General features: G+C 74.4%; 18 protein-coding genes. 15 read left to right on the top strand and 3 right to left on the bottom strand.

Annotation, left to right across the window (positions count from 1 at the left end; translation table 11 throughout):
- The first annotated feature begins 4 nt into the window (after positions 1 to 4).
- The 15 genes from murD (at position 5) to FHX44_RS41745 (ending at position 17,330) form a co-directional block, all read left to right on the top strand.
- Positions 5 to 1,411, top strand: a complete 1,407-nt coding sequence (gene murD, locus FHX44_RS41815; protein ID WP_147260807.1) for a UDP-N-acetylmuramoyl-L-alanine--D-glutamate ligase — start codon at positions 5 to 7, stop codon at positions 1,409 to 1,411.
- Complete coding sequence (ftsW, locus tag FHX44_RS41810) at positions 1,408 to 2,967, top strand: putative lipid II flippase FtsW (RefSeq protein ID WP_246170884.1); 1,560 nt, start codon at positions 1,408 to 1,410, stop codon at positions 2,965 to 2,967. The genes murD and ftsW overlap by 4 nt, the downstream gene beginning before the upstream one ends.
- Positions 2,964 to 4,082, top strand: a complete 1,119-nt coding sequence (gene murG / locus FHX44_RS41805) for an undecaprenyldiphospho-muramoylpentapeptide beta-N-acetylglucosaminyltransferase (protein WP_147260806.1) — start codon at positions 2,964 to 2,966, stop codon at positions 4,080 to 4,082. The genes ftsW and murG overlap by 4 nt, the downstream gene beginning before the upstream one ends.
- Positions 4,079 to 5,512 carry a UDP-N-acetylmuramate--L-alanine ligase gene (murC, locus tag FHX44_RS41800; protein WP_147260805.1) on the top strand — a complete coding sequence of 478 codons (1,434 nt, stop codon included), beginning with the start codon at positions 4,079 to 4,081 and terminating at the stop codon, positions 5,510 to 5,512. The genes murG and murC overlap by 4 nt, the downstream gene beginning before the upstream one ends.
- Entirely contained in the window at positions 5,512 to 6,291 is a 780-nt protein-coding gene (locus tag FHX44_RS41795) for a cell division protein FtsQ/DivIB (RefSeq protein ID WP_147260804.1), read from the top strand. The genes murC and FHX44_RS41795 overlap by 1 nt, the downstream gene beginning before the upstream one ends.
- Before the next feature lie 280 nt (positions 6,292 to 6,571).
- Positions 6,572 to 8,086, top strand: a complete 1,515-nt coding sequence (ftsZ, locus tag FHX44_RS41790; RefSeq protein WP_147260803.1) for a cell division protein FtsZ — start codon at positions 6,572 to 6,574, stop codon at positions 8,084 to 8,086.
- A 2-nt stretch (positions 8,087 to 8,088) separates the two neighbouring features.
- A complete protein-coding gene (gene pgeF, locus FHX44_RS41785; protein WP_147261911.1) occupies positions 8,089 to 8,796 on the top strand; it encodes a peptidoglycan editing factor PgeF in 708 nt (235 codons plus the stop codon).
- Positions 8,797 to 8,837: 41 nt separating this feature from the next.
- Positions 8,838 to 9,572 (top strand): YggS family pyridoxal phosphate-dependent enzyme, encoded by a 735-nt coding sequence (locus tag FHX44_RS41780; protein ID WP_147260802.1) that lies wholly within the window; start codon positions 8,838 to 8,840, stop codon positions 9,570 to 9,572.
- Between the two features lie 53 nt (positions 9,573 to 9,625).
- Positions 9,626 to 10,330: a cell division protein SepF gene (locus FHX44_RS41775; RefSeq protein ID WP_147261910.1), complete on the top strand. Its 705-nt coding sequence runs from the start codon at positions 9,626 to 9,628 to the stop codon at positions 10,328 to 10,330.
- A gap of 29 nt (positions 10,331 to 10,359) precedes the next feature.
- A complete protein-coding gene (locus FHX44_RS41770) occupies positions 10,360 to 10,650 on the top strand; it encodes a YggT family protein (RefSeq protein WP_147260801.1) in 291 nt (96 codons plus the stop codon).
- Positions 10,651 to 10,697: 47 nt separating this feature from the next.
- Positions 10,698 to 11,522 (top strand): DivIVA-like cell division protein Wag31, encoded by an 825-nt coding sequence (gene wag31 / locus FHX44_RS41765; RefSeq protein ID WP_147260800.1) that lies wholly within the window; start codon positions 10,698 to 10,700, stop codon positions 11,520 to 11,522.
- 62 nt (positions 11,523 to 11,584) lie between these two features.
- Entirely contained in the window at positions 11,585 to 12,709 is a 1,125-nt protein-coding gene (locus FHX44_RS41760) for a hypothetical protein (protein WP_147260799.1), read from the top strand.
- A gap of 270 nt (positions 12,710 to 12,979) precedes the next feature.
- On the top strand, positions 12,980 to 16,120 hold the full coding sequence (gene ileS, locus FHX44_RS41755; RefSeq protein WP_147260798.1) for an isoleucine--tRNA ligase: 3,141 nt from the start codon (positions 12,980 to 12,982) through the stop codon (positions 16,118 to 16,120).
- Positions 16,121 to 16,226: 106 nt separating this feature from the next.
- Positions 16,227 to 16,526, top strand: a complete 300-nt coding sequence (locus FHX44_RS41750) for a DUF167 domain-containing protein (RefSeq protein ID WP_246170883.1) — start codon at positions 16,227 to 16,229, stop codon at positions 16,524 to 16,526.
- 42 nt (positions 16,527 to 16,568) lie between these two features.
- Positions 16,569 to 17,330: a class I SAM-dependent methyltransferase gene (locus FHX44_RS41745; protein WP_147260797.1), complete on the top strand. Its 762-nt coding sequence runs from the start codon at positions 16,569 to 16,571 to the stop codon at positions 17,328 to 17,330.
- Between the two features lie 16 nt (positions 17,331 to 17,346).
- On the opposite strand, the gene FHX44_RS41740 is transcribed toward FHX44_RS41745, so the two are convergent.
- Genes FHX44_RS41740 through FHX44_RS41730 form a run of 3 tightly spaced genes read right to left on the bottom strand, consistent with a single transcriptional unit; the run spans position 17,347 to position 20,096 of the window.
- Positions 17,347 to 18,123: a DUF4097 family beta strand repeat-containing protein gene (locus FHX44_RS41740; protein WP_147260796.1), complete on the bottom strand. Its 777-nt coding sequence runs from the start codon at positions 18,121 to 18,123 to the stop codon at positions 17,347 to 17,349.
- A 3-nt stretch (positions 18,124 to 18,126) separates the two neighbouring features.
- Entirely contained in the window at positions 18,127 to 18,795 is a 669-nt protein-coding gene (locus FHX44_RS41735) for a response regulator transcription factor (RefSeq protein WP_147260795.1), read from the bottom strand.
- The gene (locus FHX44_RS41730) at positions 18,792 to 20,096 is read right to left on the bottom strand and encodes a sensor histidine kinase (protein WP_147260794.1); all 1,305 of its coding nucleotides are present in this window, start codon (positions 20,094 to 20,096) and stop codon (positions 18,792 to 18,794) included. The genes FHX44_RS41735 and FHX44_RS41730 overlap by 4 nt, the downstream gene beginning before the upstream one ends.
- Positions 20,097 to 20,314 lie beyond the last annotated feature (218 nt).

Raw genomic sequence — 20,314 nt, 5'->3', positions numbered from 1 at the left:
CAGAATGAGGCTCGACGACCTGTCCGGTGCCCGGGTGCTCGTGGCCGGGGCCGGGGTGTCGGGACTCGCGGCCGCGGCAGCGCTCGTCGAGGTGGGCGCGCGGGTCACCGTCACCGACGCCCGGCCCGCCGCGCTGGCCGACCTCCCGCCCGGCGCGGAGGCCGGCGACGACCCGGACGGCGTTCCCCCGGGCACCGCGCTCGTCGTCACGTCCCCGGGGCGCCGCCCGGACCACCCGCTCGTCGCCGCGGCCGCCGCGGCGGGCGTGCCGCTGGTGGGGGAGCCGGAGCTGGCGTGGTGGCTGGGGCAGGCCCGGGACCGCCCTCCCGGGTGGCTCGCGGTCACCGGCACCAACGGCAAGACCACCACCACCGGCATGCTGGCCGCGATCCTGCGCGCCGCCGGCCGGGATGCCGTGGCCTGCGGCAACATCGGCTATCCGGTGGTCGAGGCGCTGCGCGCGGGTCACGAGGTGCTCGCCGTGGAGCTCTCGAGCTTCCAGCTGCACTGGTCGCCGTCGATCCGCCCGTTCGCCGGGTGTGTGCTCAACGTGGCCCACGACCACCTCGACTGGCACGGCTCGTTCGCCGCATACGCCGCCGCGAAGGCGCGGGCGCTGCGGGCGGAGGTCGCCGTCGCAGGCGTGGACGACCCCGCGGCGGCCGCACTGCTCGCCGTGGCGCCCGCGCCCCGCCGGGTCGGCGTCACGCTCGGCGAGCCGGGGCCCGGCCAGCTCGGGCTCGTCGACGGGATGCTCGTGGACCGCGCCTTCTGCGACGACCCGGCCGGCGGCCCGCTCGTGGAGGCGGCTTCCGTGCACCCGGCGGGCGCACCCGGTGTCGCCGACGCGCTCGCCGCCGCCGCGCTCGCCCGCGCCGCCGGCGTCGGACCGGACGCCGTCCGCGCCGGTCTGGACGACTTCCGCCCGGGCCCGCACCGCGGCGGCGTGATCGCCACCGTCGACGGCGTCCGCTACGTCGACGACTCCAAGGCCACCAATCCGCACGCCGCCGCCGCGTCCCTCGCCGCGCAGGCACCCACCCCGGTCGTCTGGATCGTCGGCGGCCTGCTCAAGGGGGCGTCCGTGGACGACCTCGTCGCGCGGCACGCCCGCGGGCTGCGCGCCGCCGTCGTGATCGGCAGCGACCGCGCCGAGATACTGGCCGCCCTCGCGCGACACGCGCCCGACCTCCCCGTCGCCGAGGTCGTGCCGGGCGACGATTCCCCGATGTCGACCGACGTCATGACGACCGCCGTTCGGCGTGCCGCCGCCCTCGCCCGGCCGGGCGACGTCGTCCTGCTCGCCCCGGCCGCGGCCTCGATGGACCAGTTCGCCGACTACGCGGAACGCGGCCTGCGGTTCGCGGATGCGGCGGCGGGGCTGGACCACGCAGGGTCGGGCACGCCGTGACCGTGCCGTGGCCGCGCGCCGGGGACCGGGCCGCCGGCAGGGAGCGGAGCCGGTCGGTGCGCACGGCGTCGAAGGGGACGGCGGCGAAGAGCGCAGCGGCGAAGGGCACGGGGGCGAAGGGCACGGGGGCGAAGGGCACGGCGACGAAGGGCACGGGGGCGAAGGGCACGGCGACGAAGGGCACGGCGACGAAGGGCACGGGGGCGAAGGGCACGGCGGGGAGAAGTGCCGCGGCGCGGGGTACGGCACGGCCTGCGTCGAAGGGCGTCACGGATGCGTTCCGGGGACGCTTCGGGGTCCGCCCGAACGGGGTGCGCCTCGCGGTCGCCCGCACGGCCGCCGCGCTCGGCCAGTGGCTGCGCCGCCCGCTCACCTCGCTGCACCTCGTGCTCGGGGTGTTCGGCCTGCTCACGCTGTTCGGGCTGGTCATGGTGCTGTCGGCGTCGTCGGTGGAGGCGCTCACGGCGGACGGCTCGTCGTACTCGGTGTTCACCCGGCAGCTGATGTTCTGCGTGCCCGGCCTGCTGATGTTCTGGCTCGGGCTGCGCATCTCGCCGCGCCGGTTGCGCTCGCTCGCCCCCGCCGCGCTCGTCGTCGGTGCGCTTGCGCTGGTGGCGGTGCTGTTCGTCGGTGAGACCCGCAACGGGTCGCGGGCCTGGTTCGCGATCGGGACGTTCTCCGTGCAGCCGTCGGAGGCGGTGAAGGTGGCGCTCACCCTGTGGGGCGCCCACGTGCTCGTCGCCCGCCGGGCCGTCATGCACCGGTGGAAGTACGCGCTCTCGCCGGTCGTGCCGGTCACCGTCGTGCTGCTGACGCTGCTGGTGCTGCAGCCCGACCTGGGCATGACGATCTCGCTGGGCATCGTGCTCGTCGCGCTGCTCTACTTCGGGGGTGCCCCGATGCGGCTGATCCTCGCCCTGAGCAGCGGCGCCGTGGGCGGCGCCATCGTGCTCGCGCTCACGGCCGAGTACCGGATGAGCCGCATCACCGCGTTCCTCTCCCCGGAGAGCGCGGACCTGCAGCAGGCCGGCTTCCAGGCCCGGCAGGCGCTCTACTCCCTCGCCGACGGCGGGCTCTTCGGGCAGGGCCTCGGGCAGGGCCGGGCCAAGTGGAGCTACCTGCCCAACGCCCACAACGACTTCATCTTCGCGATCGTGGCAGAGGAGCTGGGCTTCATCGGGGCGTTCGCGGTGCTGGCCCTGTTCGCCACGCTCGCCTACACCGGCTTCCGGATCGCCGCGCGCAGCGTCGACCCGTGGCTGCGGCTCGTCGTGGCGACGTCCACGACGTGGCTCGTCACCCAGGCCGCCATCAACATCGGGTACGTCGTGGGGCTGCTGCCGGTCACGGGCCTGCAGCTCCCGCTGATCTCCTCGGGAGGCACCTCCCTCGTGGTCACCATGTTCGTCTTCGGGGTGCTCGCCAACGCGGCGCGGCACGAACCCGAGGCCATCGCGGCGCTCAAGCAGCACGGCGATGGCCACATCGCCCGGCTGCTGCAGCTGCCGCCGCCCCAGCCGTACCGGGCGCCGGTCCAGCGGGGGCGGGTGCGATGACCGGGCCGTCGATAGTCGTCGCGGGCGGGGGGAGCGGCGGGCACATCGAGCCCGCGCTCGCCTTCGCCGACGCCGTGCGCGTGCTGCGGCCGGACGCGCGCATCACCGCACTGGGCACGGAGAAGGGCCTCGACACCACGCTCATCCCGGCCCGCGGCTACCCCCTCGAGCTGATCCCGCCGGTGCCGCTGCCGCGCAAGCCGACCGCCGACCTGCTGCGCCTGCCGGGCAAGGTCCGCGGCGCCGTCACGCGGGTCCGTGAGGTGCTCGCCGCGGTCGGTGCCCAGGTGGTGGTGGGGTTCGGCGGTTACGTCGCGCTGCCCGCGTACCTGGGCGCCCGCGGCCGGGTGCCGATCGTCGTGCACGAGGCGAACGCCCGCGCCGGGCTGGCCAACAAGGTGGGCGCCCGGTTCGCCGACATCGTCGCGGTGGCGGTGCCGGGCAGCGGGCTGCCCGGCGAGCGGGTGGTGGGGATGCCGCTGCGGCGGTCCATCACCGCGCTGGACCGCCAGGGTCTGCGTGCGCAGGCCCGGCAGTTTTTCGGCCTCCCGCCGCAGGGGCCGGTGCTGCTCGTGTTCGGCGGCTCGCTCGGCGCCCGCACGCTCAACACCGCCGTGGCGGCCGCGCTGCCCGAGCTGCTGCGGGCCGGTATCGCGGTGCTGCACGCGCACGGCAAGGGCGGCGAGCCGGCCCCGCCCGCGCCGGGCTACCTCGGCGTGCCCTACATCGAGCGGATGGACCTCGCCTACGCCGCGGCCGACGCCGTGCTCTGCCGGGCGGGCGCCACCACCGTCGCGGAGGTCTCGGCCGTGGGACTGCCCGCCGTCTACGTGCCGCTGCCGCACGGCAACGGTGAGCAGTCGCTCAACGCCCGGCCGGTGGTCGCCGCGGGCGGTGGGGTGCTGGTCGACGACGCCGACCTCACGGGGGAGCGGGTGGCCGCCGAGCTCGTGCCGCTCCTGCACGACGCGCGGCGGCTGGCCGAGGCCGGGGCCGCCGCCCGCTCGTCGGGGCACGCCGACGCCGCCGACACGCTCGCCCGCATGGTGCTGGAGCTGGTGGGCGCCACCCCGGAGCCGGCGACGCAGGTGCTGCCGCCGTGGAGGGACCGATGAGCGAACCTGTGAGCGAACCACCTGCGCGGACCGAGCTCGAGAAGCGCGTGCACCTGATCGGGATCGGCGGTGCCGGGATGAGCGGCATCGCGCGGATCCTGCTGGCCAGGGGCGCGGCCGTGTCCGGTTCGGACGCGAAGGACTCCCGCACCGTTCTGGCGCTGCGCGCGCTGGGCGCCGACGTCTCCGTCGGGCACGACGCCGCGCACCTGCCGGAGCCGCCCGCCACCGTGGTGGTGTCGTCCGCGATCCGGGAGGGCAACCCGGAGCTCGCCGCCGCCCGCGAGCGGGGCCTTCCGGTCGTGCACCGCGCCCGGGCGCTCGCCGCGCTCACCGAGGGGCGCCGGCTCGCCGCCGTCACCGGCACGGCCGGCAAGACCTCGACCACGTCGATGCTCACCGTCGCGCTGCAGCACTGCGGGCTCGACCCGTCGTTCGCCATCGGTGGCGACCTCGCCGCGTCCGGGTCGGGCGCCCACGAGGGCAGCGGCGACGTGTTCGTCGTGGAGGCCGACGAGAGCGACGCGTCGTTCCTCGCCTTCTCGCCCACCGTGGCGGTCGTGACGAACGTGGAGGCCGACCACCTCGACCACTACGGCAGCGCGGAGGCCTACGTCGCCGCGTTCGACGAGTTCCTGGGGCGGATCGTGCCCGGCGGGACGCTCGTGACCTGCCTGGACGACCCGGGCGCCGCCGCACTCGCCTCCCGCGCGCAGGAGCGGGGCATCCGGGTGCGCCGCTACGGCCGCGCCGCCGGTGCCGACGCGCGGCTCGTCGACTTCCGCCCCGACGGGACGGGCGCGCGCGTCGTGCTGGCCCACGATGGCCGCGAGCACCTCCTGCGCCTCGCCGTGCCCGGCGAGCACATGGCGCTCAACGCGCTCGCCGCGCTGCTCGCGGGCGTCGAGCTCGGGGCCGAGGCCGATGCGCTGCTCGCCGGGCTCGCCGTGTTCGACGGCGTGCGGCGGCGGTTCGAGTTCCGCGGCCGGGCCGCGGGCGTGGCGGTGTACGACGACTACGCACACCACCCGAGCAAGGTCGCGGCGCAGCTGCGGGCCGCGCGCCAGGTGGTGGACGGCCAGGCCGAGGGCCGGGGCCGCGTGGTGGTGGCGTTCCAGCCGCACCTCTACTCCCGAACCCGCGACTTCGCCGCCGAGTTCGCCGAGGCGCTCGGGCTCGCCGACGAGGTGGTCGTGCTCGACGTGTACGGCGCGCGGGAGGACCCGCAGCCGGGGGTGAGCGGGGCGCTGATCGCCGACGCCGTGCCGCTGCCGGCCGAGCGCGTGCGGTTCGTGCCCCGCTGGGAGGACGTGCCGGCCGTCGTCGCCGGGATCGCCGCGGCGGGCGACCTCGTCATCACGATGGGCGCCGGCGACGTCACCGTGCTGGCACCGGAGATCCTCCTGGAACTGGAGAAGCGGGAGTCGTGATGAACCGCCCGGGCCGTGGGCGGCGCGCGGTGGCGGACCGGCCCCCGCCCCGTGAACCGGAGCGGGCCCATCCCCGCCTGGCGTCGAAGGCGCGCTACCGGCGCCGCCGCCTGGCCGCCCTGCTGATCGGGCTGCTGCTCCTCGTCGGCCTCGGCCTCGGCGGCCGCGTGCTGCTGTACGACGCAGGCCTGTTCGACGTCGAGGCGGTGGAGGTCATCGGCCTCGTCACGGTGCCGGAGGCGGACGTCCTCGACGCGGCCGCCGTGCCGGCCGGAGCCCCGCTCGCGGCCGTCGACACGTGGGGCGTGGCCACGCGGGTGGCCGCGCTGCCCCCGGTGGAGTCGGTGCACGTCGGGAGGTCGTGGCCGCACACGATCACCGTCACGGTCACGGAACGGGTGCCGGTGGCGACCGTCTCCACCGCGCAGGGGCCCGCCCTCGTCGACCGCTCCGGTGTCGTCTACCGGGGCGCGCCCGCACCCGGCCTGCCCCGGCTGACGACCACGCCGCGCTCCGGCGACCCGGCGACCCTCGCCGCGGTGGCCGTGCTCACGTCCCTGCCCGACACCCTGCGCGCGCAGGTCGAGACCGCGGGTGCGAGCGTCGTGGCCCCGGGCGCGCCGGGCCAGGTCACGCTGCGCCTCGTGGAGGGCAGGGAGGTCCGCTGGGGCACCCCGGAGCGGGCCGAGGAGAAGACGATCGCCCTCACCGCGCTGCTCACGCAGCCCGGCACGGTCTACGACGTGACGAGCCCTGACCTCCCCACGATCCGCCGCTGACCACCGCGAGTCGCGGTCTCGGTGCGCGCGATTCGGGGTGTGGACGGGGGCGCGTCGAGCTGATCGGGTGTCGTCGGGTCGCCCGCTATGGTGACGTGCGGCCCCCGCTCGCCCGTTCTCCCGGGCCGGAGGGAAAGATCAGCATTGAAGATCGACCCCTTTGGGGGCTGGCGCGCCAGCGGCGCGCCTGCTGGACCGAGACCGGGACGAGACCTAGCGTTCTCCCCGATGGCCCGGACCCCCGGGGACGGACCCGAGCTTGACTGGAAGGTGCGCTCTTATGACGCCCCCGCACAACTACCTGGCCGTGATAAAGGTCGTCGGCATCGGTGGCGGCGGCGTCAACGCCGTCAACCGCATGATCGAGGTCGGCCTGAAGGGCGTCGAGTTCATCGCGGTGAACACGGACGCACAGGCCCTGCTGATGTCCGACGCCGACGTCAAGCTGGACATCGGCCGGGAGCTCACGCGCGGCCTCGGTGCCGGCGCCAACCCCGAGGTCGGCCGCAAGGCCGCCGAGGACCACCGCGAGGAGATCGAGGAGGTCCTCAAGGGGGCCGACATGGTCTTCGTCACCGCCGGCGAGGGCGGTGGCACCGGCACCGGCGGTGCGCCCGTCGTCGCGTCGATCGCGCGCAAGCTCGGCGCGCTGACGATCGGTGTGGTCACGCGGCCGTTCACGTTCGAGGGCCGCCGTCGCGCCGGGCAGGCCGAGGACGGCATCCAGTCGCTGCGCAACGAGTGCGACACGCTCATCGTCATCCCCAACGACCGGCTGCTGCAGCTCGGCGACGTGGGCGTCTCGCTGATGGACGCGTTCCGCTCGGCCGACGAGGTGCTGCTCTCCGGTGTGCAGGGCATCACGAACCTGATCACCACCCCCGGTCTGATCAACCTCGACTTCGCCGACGTCAAGTCGGTCATGTCCGGCGCGGGCAGCGCGCTGATGGGCATCGGCTCCTCCCGCGGGGAGGGCCGCGCCGTGCAGGCGGCGGGCAAGGCGATCAACTCGCCGCTGCTCGAGGCGTCGATGGACGGCGCTCAGGGCGTGCTGCTCTCGATCGCGGGCGGCTCCGACCTGGGCCTGTTCGAGATCAACGAGGCCGCCTCGCTGGTCCAGGAGGCGGCGCACCCCGAGGCCAACATCATCTTCGGCACCGTGATCGACGACTCGCTCGGCGACGAGGTCCGCGTCACCGTCATCGCAGCCGGCTTCGAGGCGGGCGGGCCCACGCACAAGAAGCTCGAACCCGCCGCGTTCAAGTCCCAGGAGAAGCCCTCGTCCGGCGTGATCGCCGCAGGCGTGAGCGGCACCACGTCGCCCGGGAACGGGAACGGCGGCGCACCCGCCGGAGGGAACGGCTCGGCGCCCACCTCCACACCCGGCGGTGCCCCCACGGCGCCGTCCACCCCGGCGGCACCGGCAGCGAGCGCCGCTCCGAGCGTGGCCCCGAACGGCAACGGTGCGGGCAACGGCAGCGGCAACGGTTCCGCCGCCGCGCAGTCCGCCCCCTACGCCGGGGCACGCGTGCCCGCCGCGCAGCCGGCACCGAGCCAGCCGTCCACGCCGAACCAGGCCGGCACCCTCCCGCCGGCGGCCCCGCCCGCCACCGGCACCTACGCGGCCGTGCAGCGCCAGACCGAGGCGCCGCGCCGGGAGCCCGGGTACGACGCGGTGCCCGAGCCCCAGCGTCCGCACGTGAGCGAGCGCTCCCCGGCGCCCCTCTACACACAGCCGGTGGACGTCACGGACCTCGACGACGACGTGGACGTCCCGCCGTTCATGAAGAGGTGAGCATCCGCGTCCGGCGGGTGGTGAGCACCCGGGCGGGCGGGCGCTCACGCGGCGGCCACGCCTCGTTCAACCTCTCCGCGCTCGTCGGGGACGACCCGGCGGCCGTCGCCGCCAACCGCGCCCGGCTGCGGCGCGAGCTCGGGGTGCCGGTTGTGTTCCTCGAGCAGGTGCACGGCACCCGGGTGGCCACGATCGACACGGTGCCCGCCGCCGACGCTGCCGACGTGCCCGCCACCGATGCCGTCGTCACCGCGCTGCCCGGCGTGGGGATCGCCGTGCTGGCCGCCGATTGCGTGCCGGTGCTGCTCGCCGATCCCGCCGCCGGGGTCGTCGGGGCCGCGCACGCGGGGCGCGCGGGAGCCGCCGCCGGGGTGCTGCCCGCCACCGTGGCCGCCATGGAGGCGCTCGGCGCGCGCCGGGACGCCCTCGAGGTGCTGCTCGGCCCGGCGATCTGCGGCGGGTGCTACGAGGTGCCCGCCGCGATGCGCGCCGAGGTGGACGCGCTCCTCCCCGGCAGCGCCGTACGCACCCGGCGGGGCACGCCGGGACTGGACCTGCGCGCCGGGCTCTACCACCAGCTCACCGAGCTCGGGGTGGCCCGCATCGGTGGTGACCCGCGCTGCACGCGGGAGACCCCTGAGCTGTACAGCCATCGCCGCGACCCGCGCAGCGGCCGCCATGCCGCGATCACCTGGCTGGACCCCCGATGACGCATCCCCCGTAGGGGGCGCGCGTTCCGAGGGAGGGTTCGATGGTGGACGTGGATCGACGTGAGGAGCTCGGGCGGCGGCTCGCCGCGGTGCAGGAGCGGATCGAGGCGGCATGCGCCGCCGCAGGTCGGGATCCGGCCTCGGTGGAGCTGCTCGCGGTGACCAAGACGGTGCCGGCCGAGGACGTCGCGACACTGCTGGACCTCGGGCTCACCGCGTTCGCGGAGAACCGCGTGCAGGAGGCCGAGGCGAAGGTCACCGCCGTGGCCGCGCTGCGCCCGCAGGCGCGTCCGCGCTGGCATCTGGTCGGGAGCCTGCAGCGGAACAAGGCCCGGTCCGTGGTGCGCTGGGCCGATCGGGTGGAGTCGGTGGATTCCATCCGCCTTGCGGACGCTCTGGATGCGGCCGTACAGCGCGAACAGGAGACCGGTGGGCGCACCGATCGGTTACCGATTCTGCTGCAGTACAGCGTCGACGGTGACCCACTGCGAGGAGGGGTGCCCCGAGAGGGCCTCCTCCCTCTCGCCGAACACGTCGCCACGTGCGCCGGGCTGCAGCTCGCCGGGTTGATGGCGGTGGCCCCGCTCGGTGCCGACCCGGATGCCGCGTTCGCGGACGTCGCCGCGGCGGCTTCCGGGCTCCGTGACCGGTTTCCGCAGGCCACGGTCCTCTCGGCCGGGATGAGCGGCGATCTCGAGGCCGCGATCCGGCATGGTTCCGGCGTCGTGCGTGTCGGAACGGCCCTTGTGGGGGAACGACCGTTAACCTCGCGGTGATCGTCGGTCGCGGGGGCGACCGGCCGTCGGGGCAGTCGATGATGGGAGCGCGGATGGGCGCGATGTACCGGCTCAAGGCCTACTTCGGCATGGTGCCCGCCGAGGAGCTCGGCGAGTACGCCGACGAGTCGCTTGCCGATCGCTACCAGGAGGCGCGCCGCGACCGCTCGCTGCGCGACTACACCAACGACCGGTGGGACGACCGCTTCACGTACGAGGACGAGTCCGACCCCGGCCGCCGCGATCGCTACGACGACGAGTGGGACCGCCGTCCCGCGCGTCCCGCCGCCGCCGACCGGGTGCCGTCCCGTGGCCCGGCGAGCATGGGAACCGCGGTTCGCGGCGCGCTCGCCATGGAGCCTGACCTGCAGGAACCGCTCCGGGCCGTGCCGCAGGCGCCGGCATCGGTGCCAGAGCAGCGGGAGCGTCCCGCCACGGGCGCCGCCGCGCTGAGCCGCATCACCACGCTGCAGCCCCGCAGCTACCGGGACGCGCGCACGATCGGCGAGCGGTACCGCAGCGGGGTGCCGGTGATCATGAACCTCACCGAGCTCGAGGCGGCGGAGGCCAAGCGCCTCGTCGACTTCGCGGCGGGCCTCGTGTTCGCGCTGCACGGCGGGTTCGACAAGGTCACCAACCGGGTGTTCCTGCTGACTCCCGCCGACGTCGAGGTGTCGGCGGACGATGCGCGGATGCTCGCCCAGCGGAGCGTCTCGGGAGGGGCCTCCGACGCCGACCGTGGCTTCCGGGGCGAGTGACGGCAGGGCTCGCGGCTAGGATCGGCGACGTGCTCGCCATCCAGTTCGTCCTCTACTACCTGCTGTTCTTCTTCTGGCTCTTGCTCGTGGGCCGGATCGTGGTGGAGCTCGTGCGTAGCTTCGCGCGCCAGTGGGTGCCGGCGGGTCCGAGCGCCGTCGCTCTCGAGCTGATCTTCACAGCAACCGACCCGCCCGTGAAGTTGTTGCGGAGAGTGATCCCCGTCCTCCGGATCGGCGGCGTTGGACTGGACCTGTCGATTATGGTTCTACTGCTGGTGGTGTTCATACTGATGAACGTTGCCCAGCCGACGCCGTTGTGAGCCCCAGTCACACGGTGCCGCCGCCGAGGACTGCATGAGGTGATCCGATGCCGCTGACGCCCGCCGACGTCCACAACGTCGCGTTCAGCAAGCCCCCGATCGGGAAGCGGGGGTACAACGAGGACGAGGTCGACGCGTTCCTGGACCTGGTCGAGGCCGAGCTGGCTCGCCTGATCGAGGAGAACGAGGACCTGCGCGAGCAGGTCTCCCAGCTCGAGCAGCGCCTCGGGAACGCACAGGCCGATCTTGAGGAGGCCCGCTCGCGGCCTGCCGCGATGGGTGCGGTGTCGCCGCCAACGCAGCAGATCCAGCGGCAGGAGCCACCGCAGCGCCCGTCGTTCAACGACGCCGCCGAGGGTGGCGACAGCCACGTGCAGGTCGCGAAGGTCCTGAGCATGGCCCAGGAGATGGCCGAGCGGCTCACCGCCGAGGCCAAGTCCGAGGCCGACGCGATGCTCAGCGACGCCCGCACCAAGTCGGAGCAGCTGCTCTCGGAGGCGCGTAGCAAGTCCGACGCGCTCGTCAACGACGCCCGTGCGCGGGCCGAGACGATGCTCAACGACGCCCGCACGCGGGCCGAGACCCTCGAGCGGCAGTCGCGTGACAAGGCAGCCACGCTGGTCGGTGACGCCGAGCGCAAGCAGGCCGAGATCATCGGCACCATCACGCGAGACAAGTCCGTGCTCGAGAAGAAGATCGACGAGCTGCGTACGTTCGAGCGTGAGTACCGCACCCGGCTCAAGACGTACCTGGAGTCGCAGCTGCGCGACCTCGGGGAACGCGGCTCTGCGGCGCCGTCCGACAGCCGGTCCAGCTCGAACGGCGGATACGCCGCCACCGGCTACGGCCAGCGCGCCGACGCCGGGAGCTGACCTCGACCGACCCGGGTGGTGCGGCCGAAGAGGCGCCGCGCCTCCGCAAGACGGAGTGAGACGTGCTGCTGCTGGTCCTGATCCTCGTTCTGATCGCCTTCGGCCTGCTGGTCGTGGCGCTGCTGTCAGGCAGCGTCCTGTGGGCCTGGGTGTCCGTCGGTGTGAGCGTCGCTGCTGCGGCGGTGTTGCTCATCGACTGGCTGCAGCGGCGGAGCGCGGTACGGGCCGGTGCCGAAGCGGCCGCCGTCCCCGCCGCGGAACCTCCACGCCCGCGCACGCATGACCCGGAGCCGGTCACCGAGGTGCTTCCGGTCATCCCGCGGTCGGCCGACGCCCCGGCTCGCACCGGTGACAAGCCGACCGGTGACCGGTACGACGACACGTCGGACACCACGAAGACCGTCGTGATGCCCGTCGTGCAACCGTCCGCCTCTGCTGAGCGACCGCCCGGCGCTTCCCGCGAGAACACCCCGTCGAGCGGTGATTCGTCACTGAGCGTGACCAAAACGGGTGTCCCGGCTGCCGCCTCCACCCCATCGACGGGCACGGGGGAGGGGCCCGCGGCAGACGACGCGGCGCCCACCACGGCCGCGCCCAGCGCCGTCGGGCATAACGCGTCCGCGCCGCCCACCGAGGTGGTCTCCGACGGCCGCGCCGACGATGACGCCGACCAGAGCCCCACCACGATGGCGCCCACGGCGCGCGGCACGGACGCCGCACCCGAGGGCGGCGGCACCGACGCCGCGCCGCCCGCAGGCGAGGCACCTGCCGCGGAGGAGGGCGCCGCCCCGGCGGCCGAGACCGCCGGCACGGGTCGCGAGGCGGCAGCAGCCACGGACGGGACGGTCGAGCCCGCGGTCGCCGCCGCGGAGCAGAAGGGCACCGACACCGCGGGGTCCGAGGCGAACGGCACGGCCGCCGAGGCCGACGCCGCACCCGCGTCCGACGCGGAGGAGCCGCCGGAGGAGGAGGGCGATGCCGCGGACGCGGCGATCGTCGCCGGGCTGGAGGCCGAGGTGCTCGTCGTGGACGAGCAGCCGCGCTACCACCTGAGCAGCTGTCGCGCCCTGGCCGGCAAGGCCACGATCCCGCTGCCCGTGCGCGAGGCCGTCGAGCTGGGCTTCACCCCGTGCGCCTGGTGCGCCCCCGTCCGCACGCTTGCGGCCCAGGAGCCCGCCACCAGGTAGGAGGAGCGCGCTCCTACCCGGCGGAATACCGGGTGGCGCCCTGGCGCTACCCTTGCTCGTACAGGCATCGATCCGGCCATCACCGGGGAGCCTCCGGAAGAAACGCCCCATCCGGGGCGGAGTAGAACCGGACGGGAGCGGCCCGTCACAGCCGTCGAACGAGAGGCCGTTCCGTCATGGGGCGGCAAGCGGGGTGGTACCGCGGCGCTCGCGCGAGCGTCGTCCCCGTGCCGGCAGCACCACCAGCCACGCACGAGGAGCACCACCGTCATGAGTGACCGTTACCCGTCGGTCCCCGCGCACCCGTCGTTCCCCGCGCTCGAGCGTGAGGTCCTGGACGTCTGGGAGCGCGACGACACGTTCCGCGCCTCGGTCGACGCCCGGCCCGTCGGCGAGAACGGCAGCAACGAGTTCGTCTTCTACGACGGCCCGCCGTTCGCCAACGGCCTGCCCCACTACGGCCACCTGCTCACCGGCTACGTCAAGGACGTCGTGCCGCGCTACCAGACCATGCGCGGCAAGCACGTCGAACGCCGGTTCGGCTGGGACACCCACGGTCTGCCCGCCGAGGTCGAGGCCGAGCGCCAGCTCGGGCTCAAGAGCAAGGCCGAGATCGACGAGATGGGCGTGGCCGCGTTCAACGAGGCGTGCCGCGCGTCGGTGCTGCGCTACACCGGGGAGTGGCGCGAGTACGTCACCCGCCAGGCCCGCTGGGTCGACTTCGACAACGACTACAAGACGCTCGACCTGGACTACATGGAGAGCGTCATGTGGGCCTTCAAGACCCTGTGGGACAAGGGTCTGATCTACCAGGGCTTCCGCGTCCTCTGGTACTGCTGGCACGACGGCACGCCGCTGTCGGCCACCGAGACCAAGATGGACGACGTCTACCTCGACCGGCAGGACCCGGCCGTCACGGTGGGGCTGCGCCTGCACGCGCCCGGGTCGGACCTCGACCGCGCGCTCGCGCTGATCTGGACCACCACGCCGTGGACGCTCCCGTCGAACCTGGCGATGGCGGTGCACCCCGATGTCGAGTACGCGCTCGTGGCCGTCGACGGGGAGCGCTACGTGCTCGCCTCCGCCCGGCTGGCCGCGTACGCGCGCGAGCTCGGCGAGGAGCCGGACGTCATGCGGACGTTCCGCGGTTCCGAGCTGCTCGGGCTGTCGTACACCCCGCCGTTCGACTTCTTCACCGGGTGGGAGAACGCCCACCGCGTGCTGGCCGCCGACTACGTCACCACCGACGACGGCACGGGGCTCGTGCACATCGCGCCCGCCTTCGGTGAGGAGGACAAGGCCGTCACCGACGCGGCGGGCATCGCGGTCGTCGTGCCGGTGGACAGCAAGGGCGAGTTCGACGAGCGCGTGCCCCCGTACGCGGGGATGCAGGTGTTCGACGCGAACCCGCACATCATCGCCGACCTCAAGCACGGCGCCCCGCACGCGAAGGGCGTGCTGCTGCGCCACGAGACCTACGACCACCCGTACCCGCACTGCTGGCGCTGCGGCAACCCGCTGATCCAGCGTGCCGTCGACTCGTGGTTCGTGAAGGTCACCGCGTTCCGGGACCGGATGGTCGAGCTGAACCAGCAGATCACCTGGGTGCCCGGCCACATCAAGGACGGCCAGTTCGGCAAGTGGCTCGAGAACGCCATCGACTGGTCGATCTCGCGCAACCGGTACTGGGGCTCGCCCATCCCGGTGTGGATGAGTGACGACCCCACCTACCCGCGCATCGACGTCTACGGCTCGCTCGACGAGCTGGAGCGCGACTTCGGCGTACGGCCGACGGACCTGCACCGCCCGCACGTCGACGATCTGACCCGGCCCAACCCGGACGACCCGACGGGGAAGTCGACGATGCGGCGGGTGCCCGAGGTGCTCGACTGCTGGTTCGAGTCGGGCTCGATGCCGTTCGCGCAGGTGCACTACCCGTTCGAGAACGCGGAGTGGTTCGAGCACCACTACCCGGGCGACTTCATCGTCGAGTACAACGGGCAGACCCGCGGCTGGTTCTACACGCTGCACGTGCTGGCCACGGCGCTGTTCGACCGCCCGTCGTTCCGCTCGTGCGTGGCGCACGGGATCGTGCTGGGCGACGATGGGCAGAAGATGTCCAAGTCGCGCAAGAACTACCCGGACGTCAACGAGGTGTTCTCCCGGGACGGCTCCGACGCCATGCGCTGGTTCCTCATGGCGAGCCCGATCCTGCGCGGCGGCAACCTGATCGTCACCGAGCAGGGCATCCGCGAGGGCGTCCGCCAGGCGATCCTGCCGCTGTGGAACACCTGGTACTTCCTGTCGCTCTACGCGGGGCGGCGGGGGGTGCGGCGCACCGACTCGCAGCACGTCCTCGACCGGTACATCCTCGCCCGCACCGCGGCGCTCGTCGACGAGCTGACCGCCGCGCTCGACGTGTACGACATCGCCGGCGCGTGCGAGCGGGTGCGGGACCACGCCGAGACGCTGACCAACTGGTACGTCCGGCGCTCTCGCGACCGGTTCTGGGCGGGCGACGACGACGCGATCGACACCCTGCACACCGTGCTGGAGGTGACCTGCCGGGTGGCCGCCCCGCTGCTGCCGCTCACCACGGAGCGGATCTGGCAGGGGCTCACCGGGGAGCGGTCGGTGCACCTGGCGGACTGGCCGTCCTCGGCAGATCTCCCGCACGACGACGCACTGGTCGCCGCGATGGAGCGGGTGCGGCAGGCGGCCTCGGCCGCGCTGTCGCTGCGCAAGGCGCGCGGGCTGCGGGTTCGGCTGCCGCTGGCCCGGCTCACGGTGGCCGCCACCGACGCCGAGTCGCTCGCCCCGTTCGCCGACATCCTGCGCGACGAGGTGAACGTCAAGGACGTGGCGCTGACCACCGACGTCGCCGCCCACGGGCGGTTCGAGGTGGCCGTCAACGCCCGCGCGTGCGGGCCGCGGCTGGGTGGCGACACGCAGAAGGTGATCCGCGCCGTGAAGTCGGGGGAGTGGTCCCGAGGTGACGGCGGCACCGTCACCGCGGCCGGGATCGAGCTGCTCGAGGGCGAGTTCACCGAGAAGCTCGTGGCGGCGGACCCGGACTCGAGCACGGCGCTCCCGGGCTCCACCGGCCTCGTCGTGCTCGACACGGCGATCACCCCGGAGCTCGCCGCCGAGGGCACCGCGCGCGACGTCGTGCGGGTGGTGCAGCAGGCCCGCCGCGACGCCGGTCTCGACGTCGCCGACCGGATCGCCCTCACCCTCGACGGCCCGGCCGCGGTGCTCGACGCCGCGCGCGCGCACGAGGCGTTCGTCGCGGGGGAGGTGCTCGCGACGTCCGTGACCTACGGCGCGGCGCCGGAGCCGACCCTGCGCGGCACGGTGGCCGCCCCGGACGGCACGAGCGCCGACCTGGCCGCCCTGGTCGTCCGCGCCTGAGCGGATCGCGACGGCCGAACGCCCAACTCATGCGTCGAGACGCCGGACTCGCCCTCCCCGGGCCGAGTCCGGCGTTCTGGCCGGGCGAGTCCGGCGGGTGGTCGCGGTGAGTCGGGCGCCCACCGACGGCGTGCGGATCTCCGTCCGCGTCCGTCCCGGCGCGCGCCGCGACGAGGTCGGCGGCAGCTGGGCCGCCGCGCGCGGCCCGGCGCTCGTCGTGGCCGTGCGCGCGCGGGCGGTCGAGGGTGCGGCGAACGCCGCCGTCGTGGCGGCGCTCGCGGCCGCGTTCGGGGTGCGCCGGGGGAACGTGGAGATCGTCGCCGGTGCGCGCGGGCGGGACAAGGTCGTCGCGGTACGTGGCGATCACGCGGAGCTGACCGCCCGGTTGGCCCAACTCATGGCCTGATCGTTCTCCGGGGACGGGCGCGCGGAGGCATACTCGTCACCCATGGGGGGACCGGCGGCCATGCGGTGGGCCGAGCTCCAGGAGGGCCGCGGCATCCCGCCGGAGATCCTCGCGAGGGCGCCCGCCGACCCGTGGCACCACGAGGTCACCTTCTTCACACCCCCGGCCGAGCCCCTCGACACACCGTCCCGCCGGGCGGCGCAGGCGCTGCTGCCCGACGGCGGCACCGTGCTCGACGTCGGCTGCGGGGGCGGTGCCGCGTCGTTCGCGCTCGCCGGCAGGGCAGGCCACCTCACCGGCGCCGACCAGCAGCAGGACATGCTCGACGCGTTCGCCGCCGAGGCCCGCGCCCGTGGCATCCCGCACCGCACGGTTCACGGCCGGTGGCCGGGCGCGGCTCCCGCCGCGGGCACCGCCGACGTGGTGGTGTGCCACCACGTGCTGCACAACGTCGTCGACCTCGTGCCCTTCCTCGAGGCGCTCACGGCGGCGGCCCACCGCGGCGTCGTGGTCGAGATGATGGCGCAGCACCCGATGGCATGGCTCGACCCGCTCTGGGTGCGGTTCCACGACCTGCGCCGGCCGCGGCCCGCCACCGTCGACGACGCGGTCGAGGTGCTGCGCGAGATCGGCGTCGACCCGGTCGTGCAGCGGTGGGAGCGGGAGGTGCCGCCTCGGCAGGACCCGGCGTGGGTCACCAGGAGGCTCTGCCTGCCGGAGGGCGCGGTGCCCGAGGTGGCCGACGCGCTGGAGCGGCTGGACCGGCCCCGGACCGCCGCCACGCTCTCCTGGACGGCGGCCTGACCCTGCGGCTCGTCGGTCAGCGGGTCGGCCGGACCGTCACGTCGCCGCTGTCGCCGTCGACGCGCAGGGTGCGGGTGGAGTCCGGGTCGAGGGGCACGAGCACGCGCTGCCGACCGGTGTCGGTCCTGGCGTCGACGCGGTAGGTCGTGTCGGCCGGCACTGCGAGGTCCACGTCGCCGCTCTCCGTGGTGATCTCGACCGACCGCGGGGGCACCACCAGCTCCAGCCGAACGTCGCCGACGTCGGAGTCGGCCCGCAGCACCTCGGTGCGCAGGGCGTCGCCGGTGATCTCGCCCGCGTGGGAGCTCAGGTCGAGCGGGCCGGTGAGGTCGTCGGCGGTGATGTCGCCCGTGAGCCGGTCGACCGTCAGCGGCCCGGACAGGCGGCTCGCGGTGACATCGCCCTCGGAGCCGTCGATCAGCACCCTGAAGGTGGGTGGCACCTGGACCTCGTGCCGGACGTCGCACCGGACGGCGAGGAACTCACTGCAGCGGGCACCCAGCCGAACGCCCCCGAGCGTGGACTCCTGCACGATCTCGGGCTCGCCCAGCCCGTGCCGGACGACCGTGTGCACGTGGACCCGCCCGTCGGAGCTCGGGCCGATCGTCACGTCGCCGTCGGCGTCGACCACGAGCCTGCCGGTGGCGGAGGCGAACGCGTTCGTGCGCTCGACCGTGCCGGTCACGACCGCGGACAGCAGTGAGAACGCCCCGATGCCGCAGGCCAGCACGACGACGAGCACCGCGGCGGCCACCACGACGGGATGCGCCTTCGGCGGAGCTGTGGCGGTCACCGGTCAGTCCTCCAGGTACTTGAGCACGGCGAGCACGCGCCGGTGGTCGGTGGGCGCAGCGGGGAGCGCGAGCTTGCCGAAGATCCCGCTGATGTGCTTCTCGACCGCACCCTCGCTGACCACGAGCTCCGCGGCGATCCCGGCGTTGGAGCGGCCCTCGGCCATCAGGGCGAGGACGTCCCGCTCCCGGCGGGTGAGCGCGGCGAGCGGCGCGGCCCGCCGGGAGCGCGCGAAGATCTGCGAGACGACCTCGGGGTCGAGGGCGGTGCCCCCGGCCCGCACGCGGTGCAGCGCCTCGACGAACGTCTCGACGTCGGCCACGCGGTCCTTCAGCAGGTAGCCGACCCCGCGCGTGTCGCCGGCGAGCAGCTCGGTGGCGTAGCGCTCCTCGACGTACTGCGACAGCACGAGCACCGCCACCGCAGGCCACCGGGACCGGATCACCAGCGCGGCCCGCAGACCCTCGTCGGAGTGGGTAGGTGGCATCCGCACGTCGGCGACGACGACGTCGGGCTGCTCAGCGGCGACCGACCGCAGGAGCGTCTCGCCGTCGCCGACGGCGTCCACCACCTCGAACCCGGCCTCGGTGAGCAGCCGTGAGAGCCCTTCCCGCAGGAGCACCGAGTCCTCGGCGACGGTGACCCGCGCCGTTGTCGTCGAGCCGGCGGTCAACGGGTGAGCCCGGCCGGTGCGGTCGGGAGCTCGACCGTGAGCACGGTGGGCCCGCCGACGGGGGAGTCGACCCGCAGTTGACCGTCGACCCCGGACACGCGGTCGGCGAGGCCGCGCAGGCCGGTGCCGCGCTCGGGGTCGGCGCCACCCACGCCGTCGTCGGTGATGCTGATCCACAGCGGGCCGCCGCGCTCCCGGTGCACCGTGACCGAGGCCTGCGCGGCACGGGAGTGGCGGGCGACGTTGGTGAGCGCCTCGGCCACCACGAAGTAGCCGATCGCCTCCACGGTGGAGCTGGGCCGCTCGTCGATCTCGACGGTGAGCTGCACCGGCACCGGGCAGCGCACGGCGATCGCGGAGAGCGCCGCGTCGAGGCCACGGTCGGTGAGCACCGGCGGGTGCAGGCCGCGGATGAGGCCGCGCAGCTCGGTGACGGCGTCCTTCGCCTGCTGGTGGGCGTCGTCGAGCAGCTCGCCGACGGCCGCCGGGTCCTGCTTGTACCGCGCCTTGGCCCGGCCCAGCGTCATCCCGAGCGCGACGAGGCGCTGCTGGGTGCCGTCGTGCAGGTCGCGCTCCAGCCTGCGCCGCTCCGCCTCACCGGCGTCGACGACCCGGGCGCGGCTGCGCTCCAGCTCGTCCACCCGGCGGGCGAGCAGCTCGGGCACGGGCCCGAGCAGGATGCGGGCGAGGGCGATGTCCGCGGCCGCGAGCGCGCGCAGCACCGCCGGCGCGGCGAGCAGCAGGACGAGGCCGATCCCGGCGAGCAGAGCCCGCCCACCCCCGGTGTCGACCAAGGGGAACGAGTACGTGGTGGTGCCGTCGGCCGGGACCGCGATGCCGAGCAGCGGCATCGCCAGCAACGCCAGCGCACCGGAGAGAAGCACGTAGGTGATCCCGCTGGTGAGCACCCCGACCGGCGCGGCGAGCAGCTGGTGGAGCGCGCGGCGGCGCACGCCGGGGTCGCGCCACAGGACGCCGCCGTAGCGCAGCGGGTTGCGCTGGAACGCGGGCAGCGGCTGCGTGTCGATCGCCACGCCGAGCAGGACGCGGTAGCGCGTGCGTTCGAGGCGGGCCAGTCCGGCGCTCACCCACGTGGTGACGATCCACACCGGTACCCCGAGCAGCGCGAGCGGGAGCAGCACGACGCTGAGGAACAGCCCCATTCCCACCACGAAGGCGGACGCCATGCCCACCAGGGCGTCGAGCAGCAGGTGGGCGGCCGCGAGCCAGGTGGGCGGCGCCACCAGCGCCCGCAGCGGGTCGCGGTGCGGGAGGCCCTGCACGGGCGACGCGATGACCATACGAGCAGGCTAGGGAGCCGCGGCGGGACGTCACCATCCCGCCAGTCCCCCGCGGCGGGGTGGGGCTAGCCCCATGCCCGGTGGGATGCCCGACTCGCCCCCTCGGACGCCCGACTCGCCGTGCTGGAGCGCTGGACTCGCCGTGCTGGAGCGCTGGACTCGCCGTGTTGGAGCGCTGGACTCGCCGTGTTGGAGCGCTGGACTCGCCGTGTTGGAGC

This window comes from Pseudonocardia hierapolitana (assembly GCF_007994075.1).
Lineage (GTDB): Bacteria > Actinomycetota > Actinomycetes > Mycobacteriales > Pseudonocardiaceae > Pseudonocardia > Pseudonocardia hierapolitana.
Note: the sequence above shows the minus strand (reverse complement) of the source record. Positions and strands in the feature narration are given on the sequence as shown.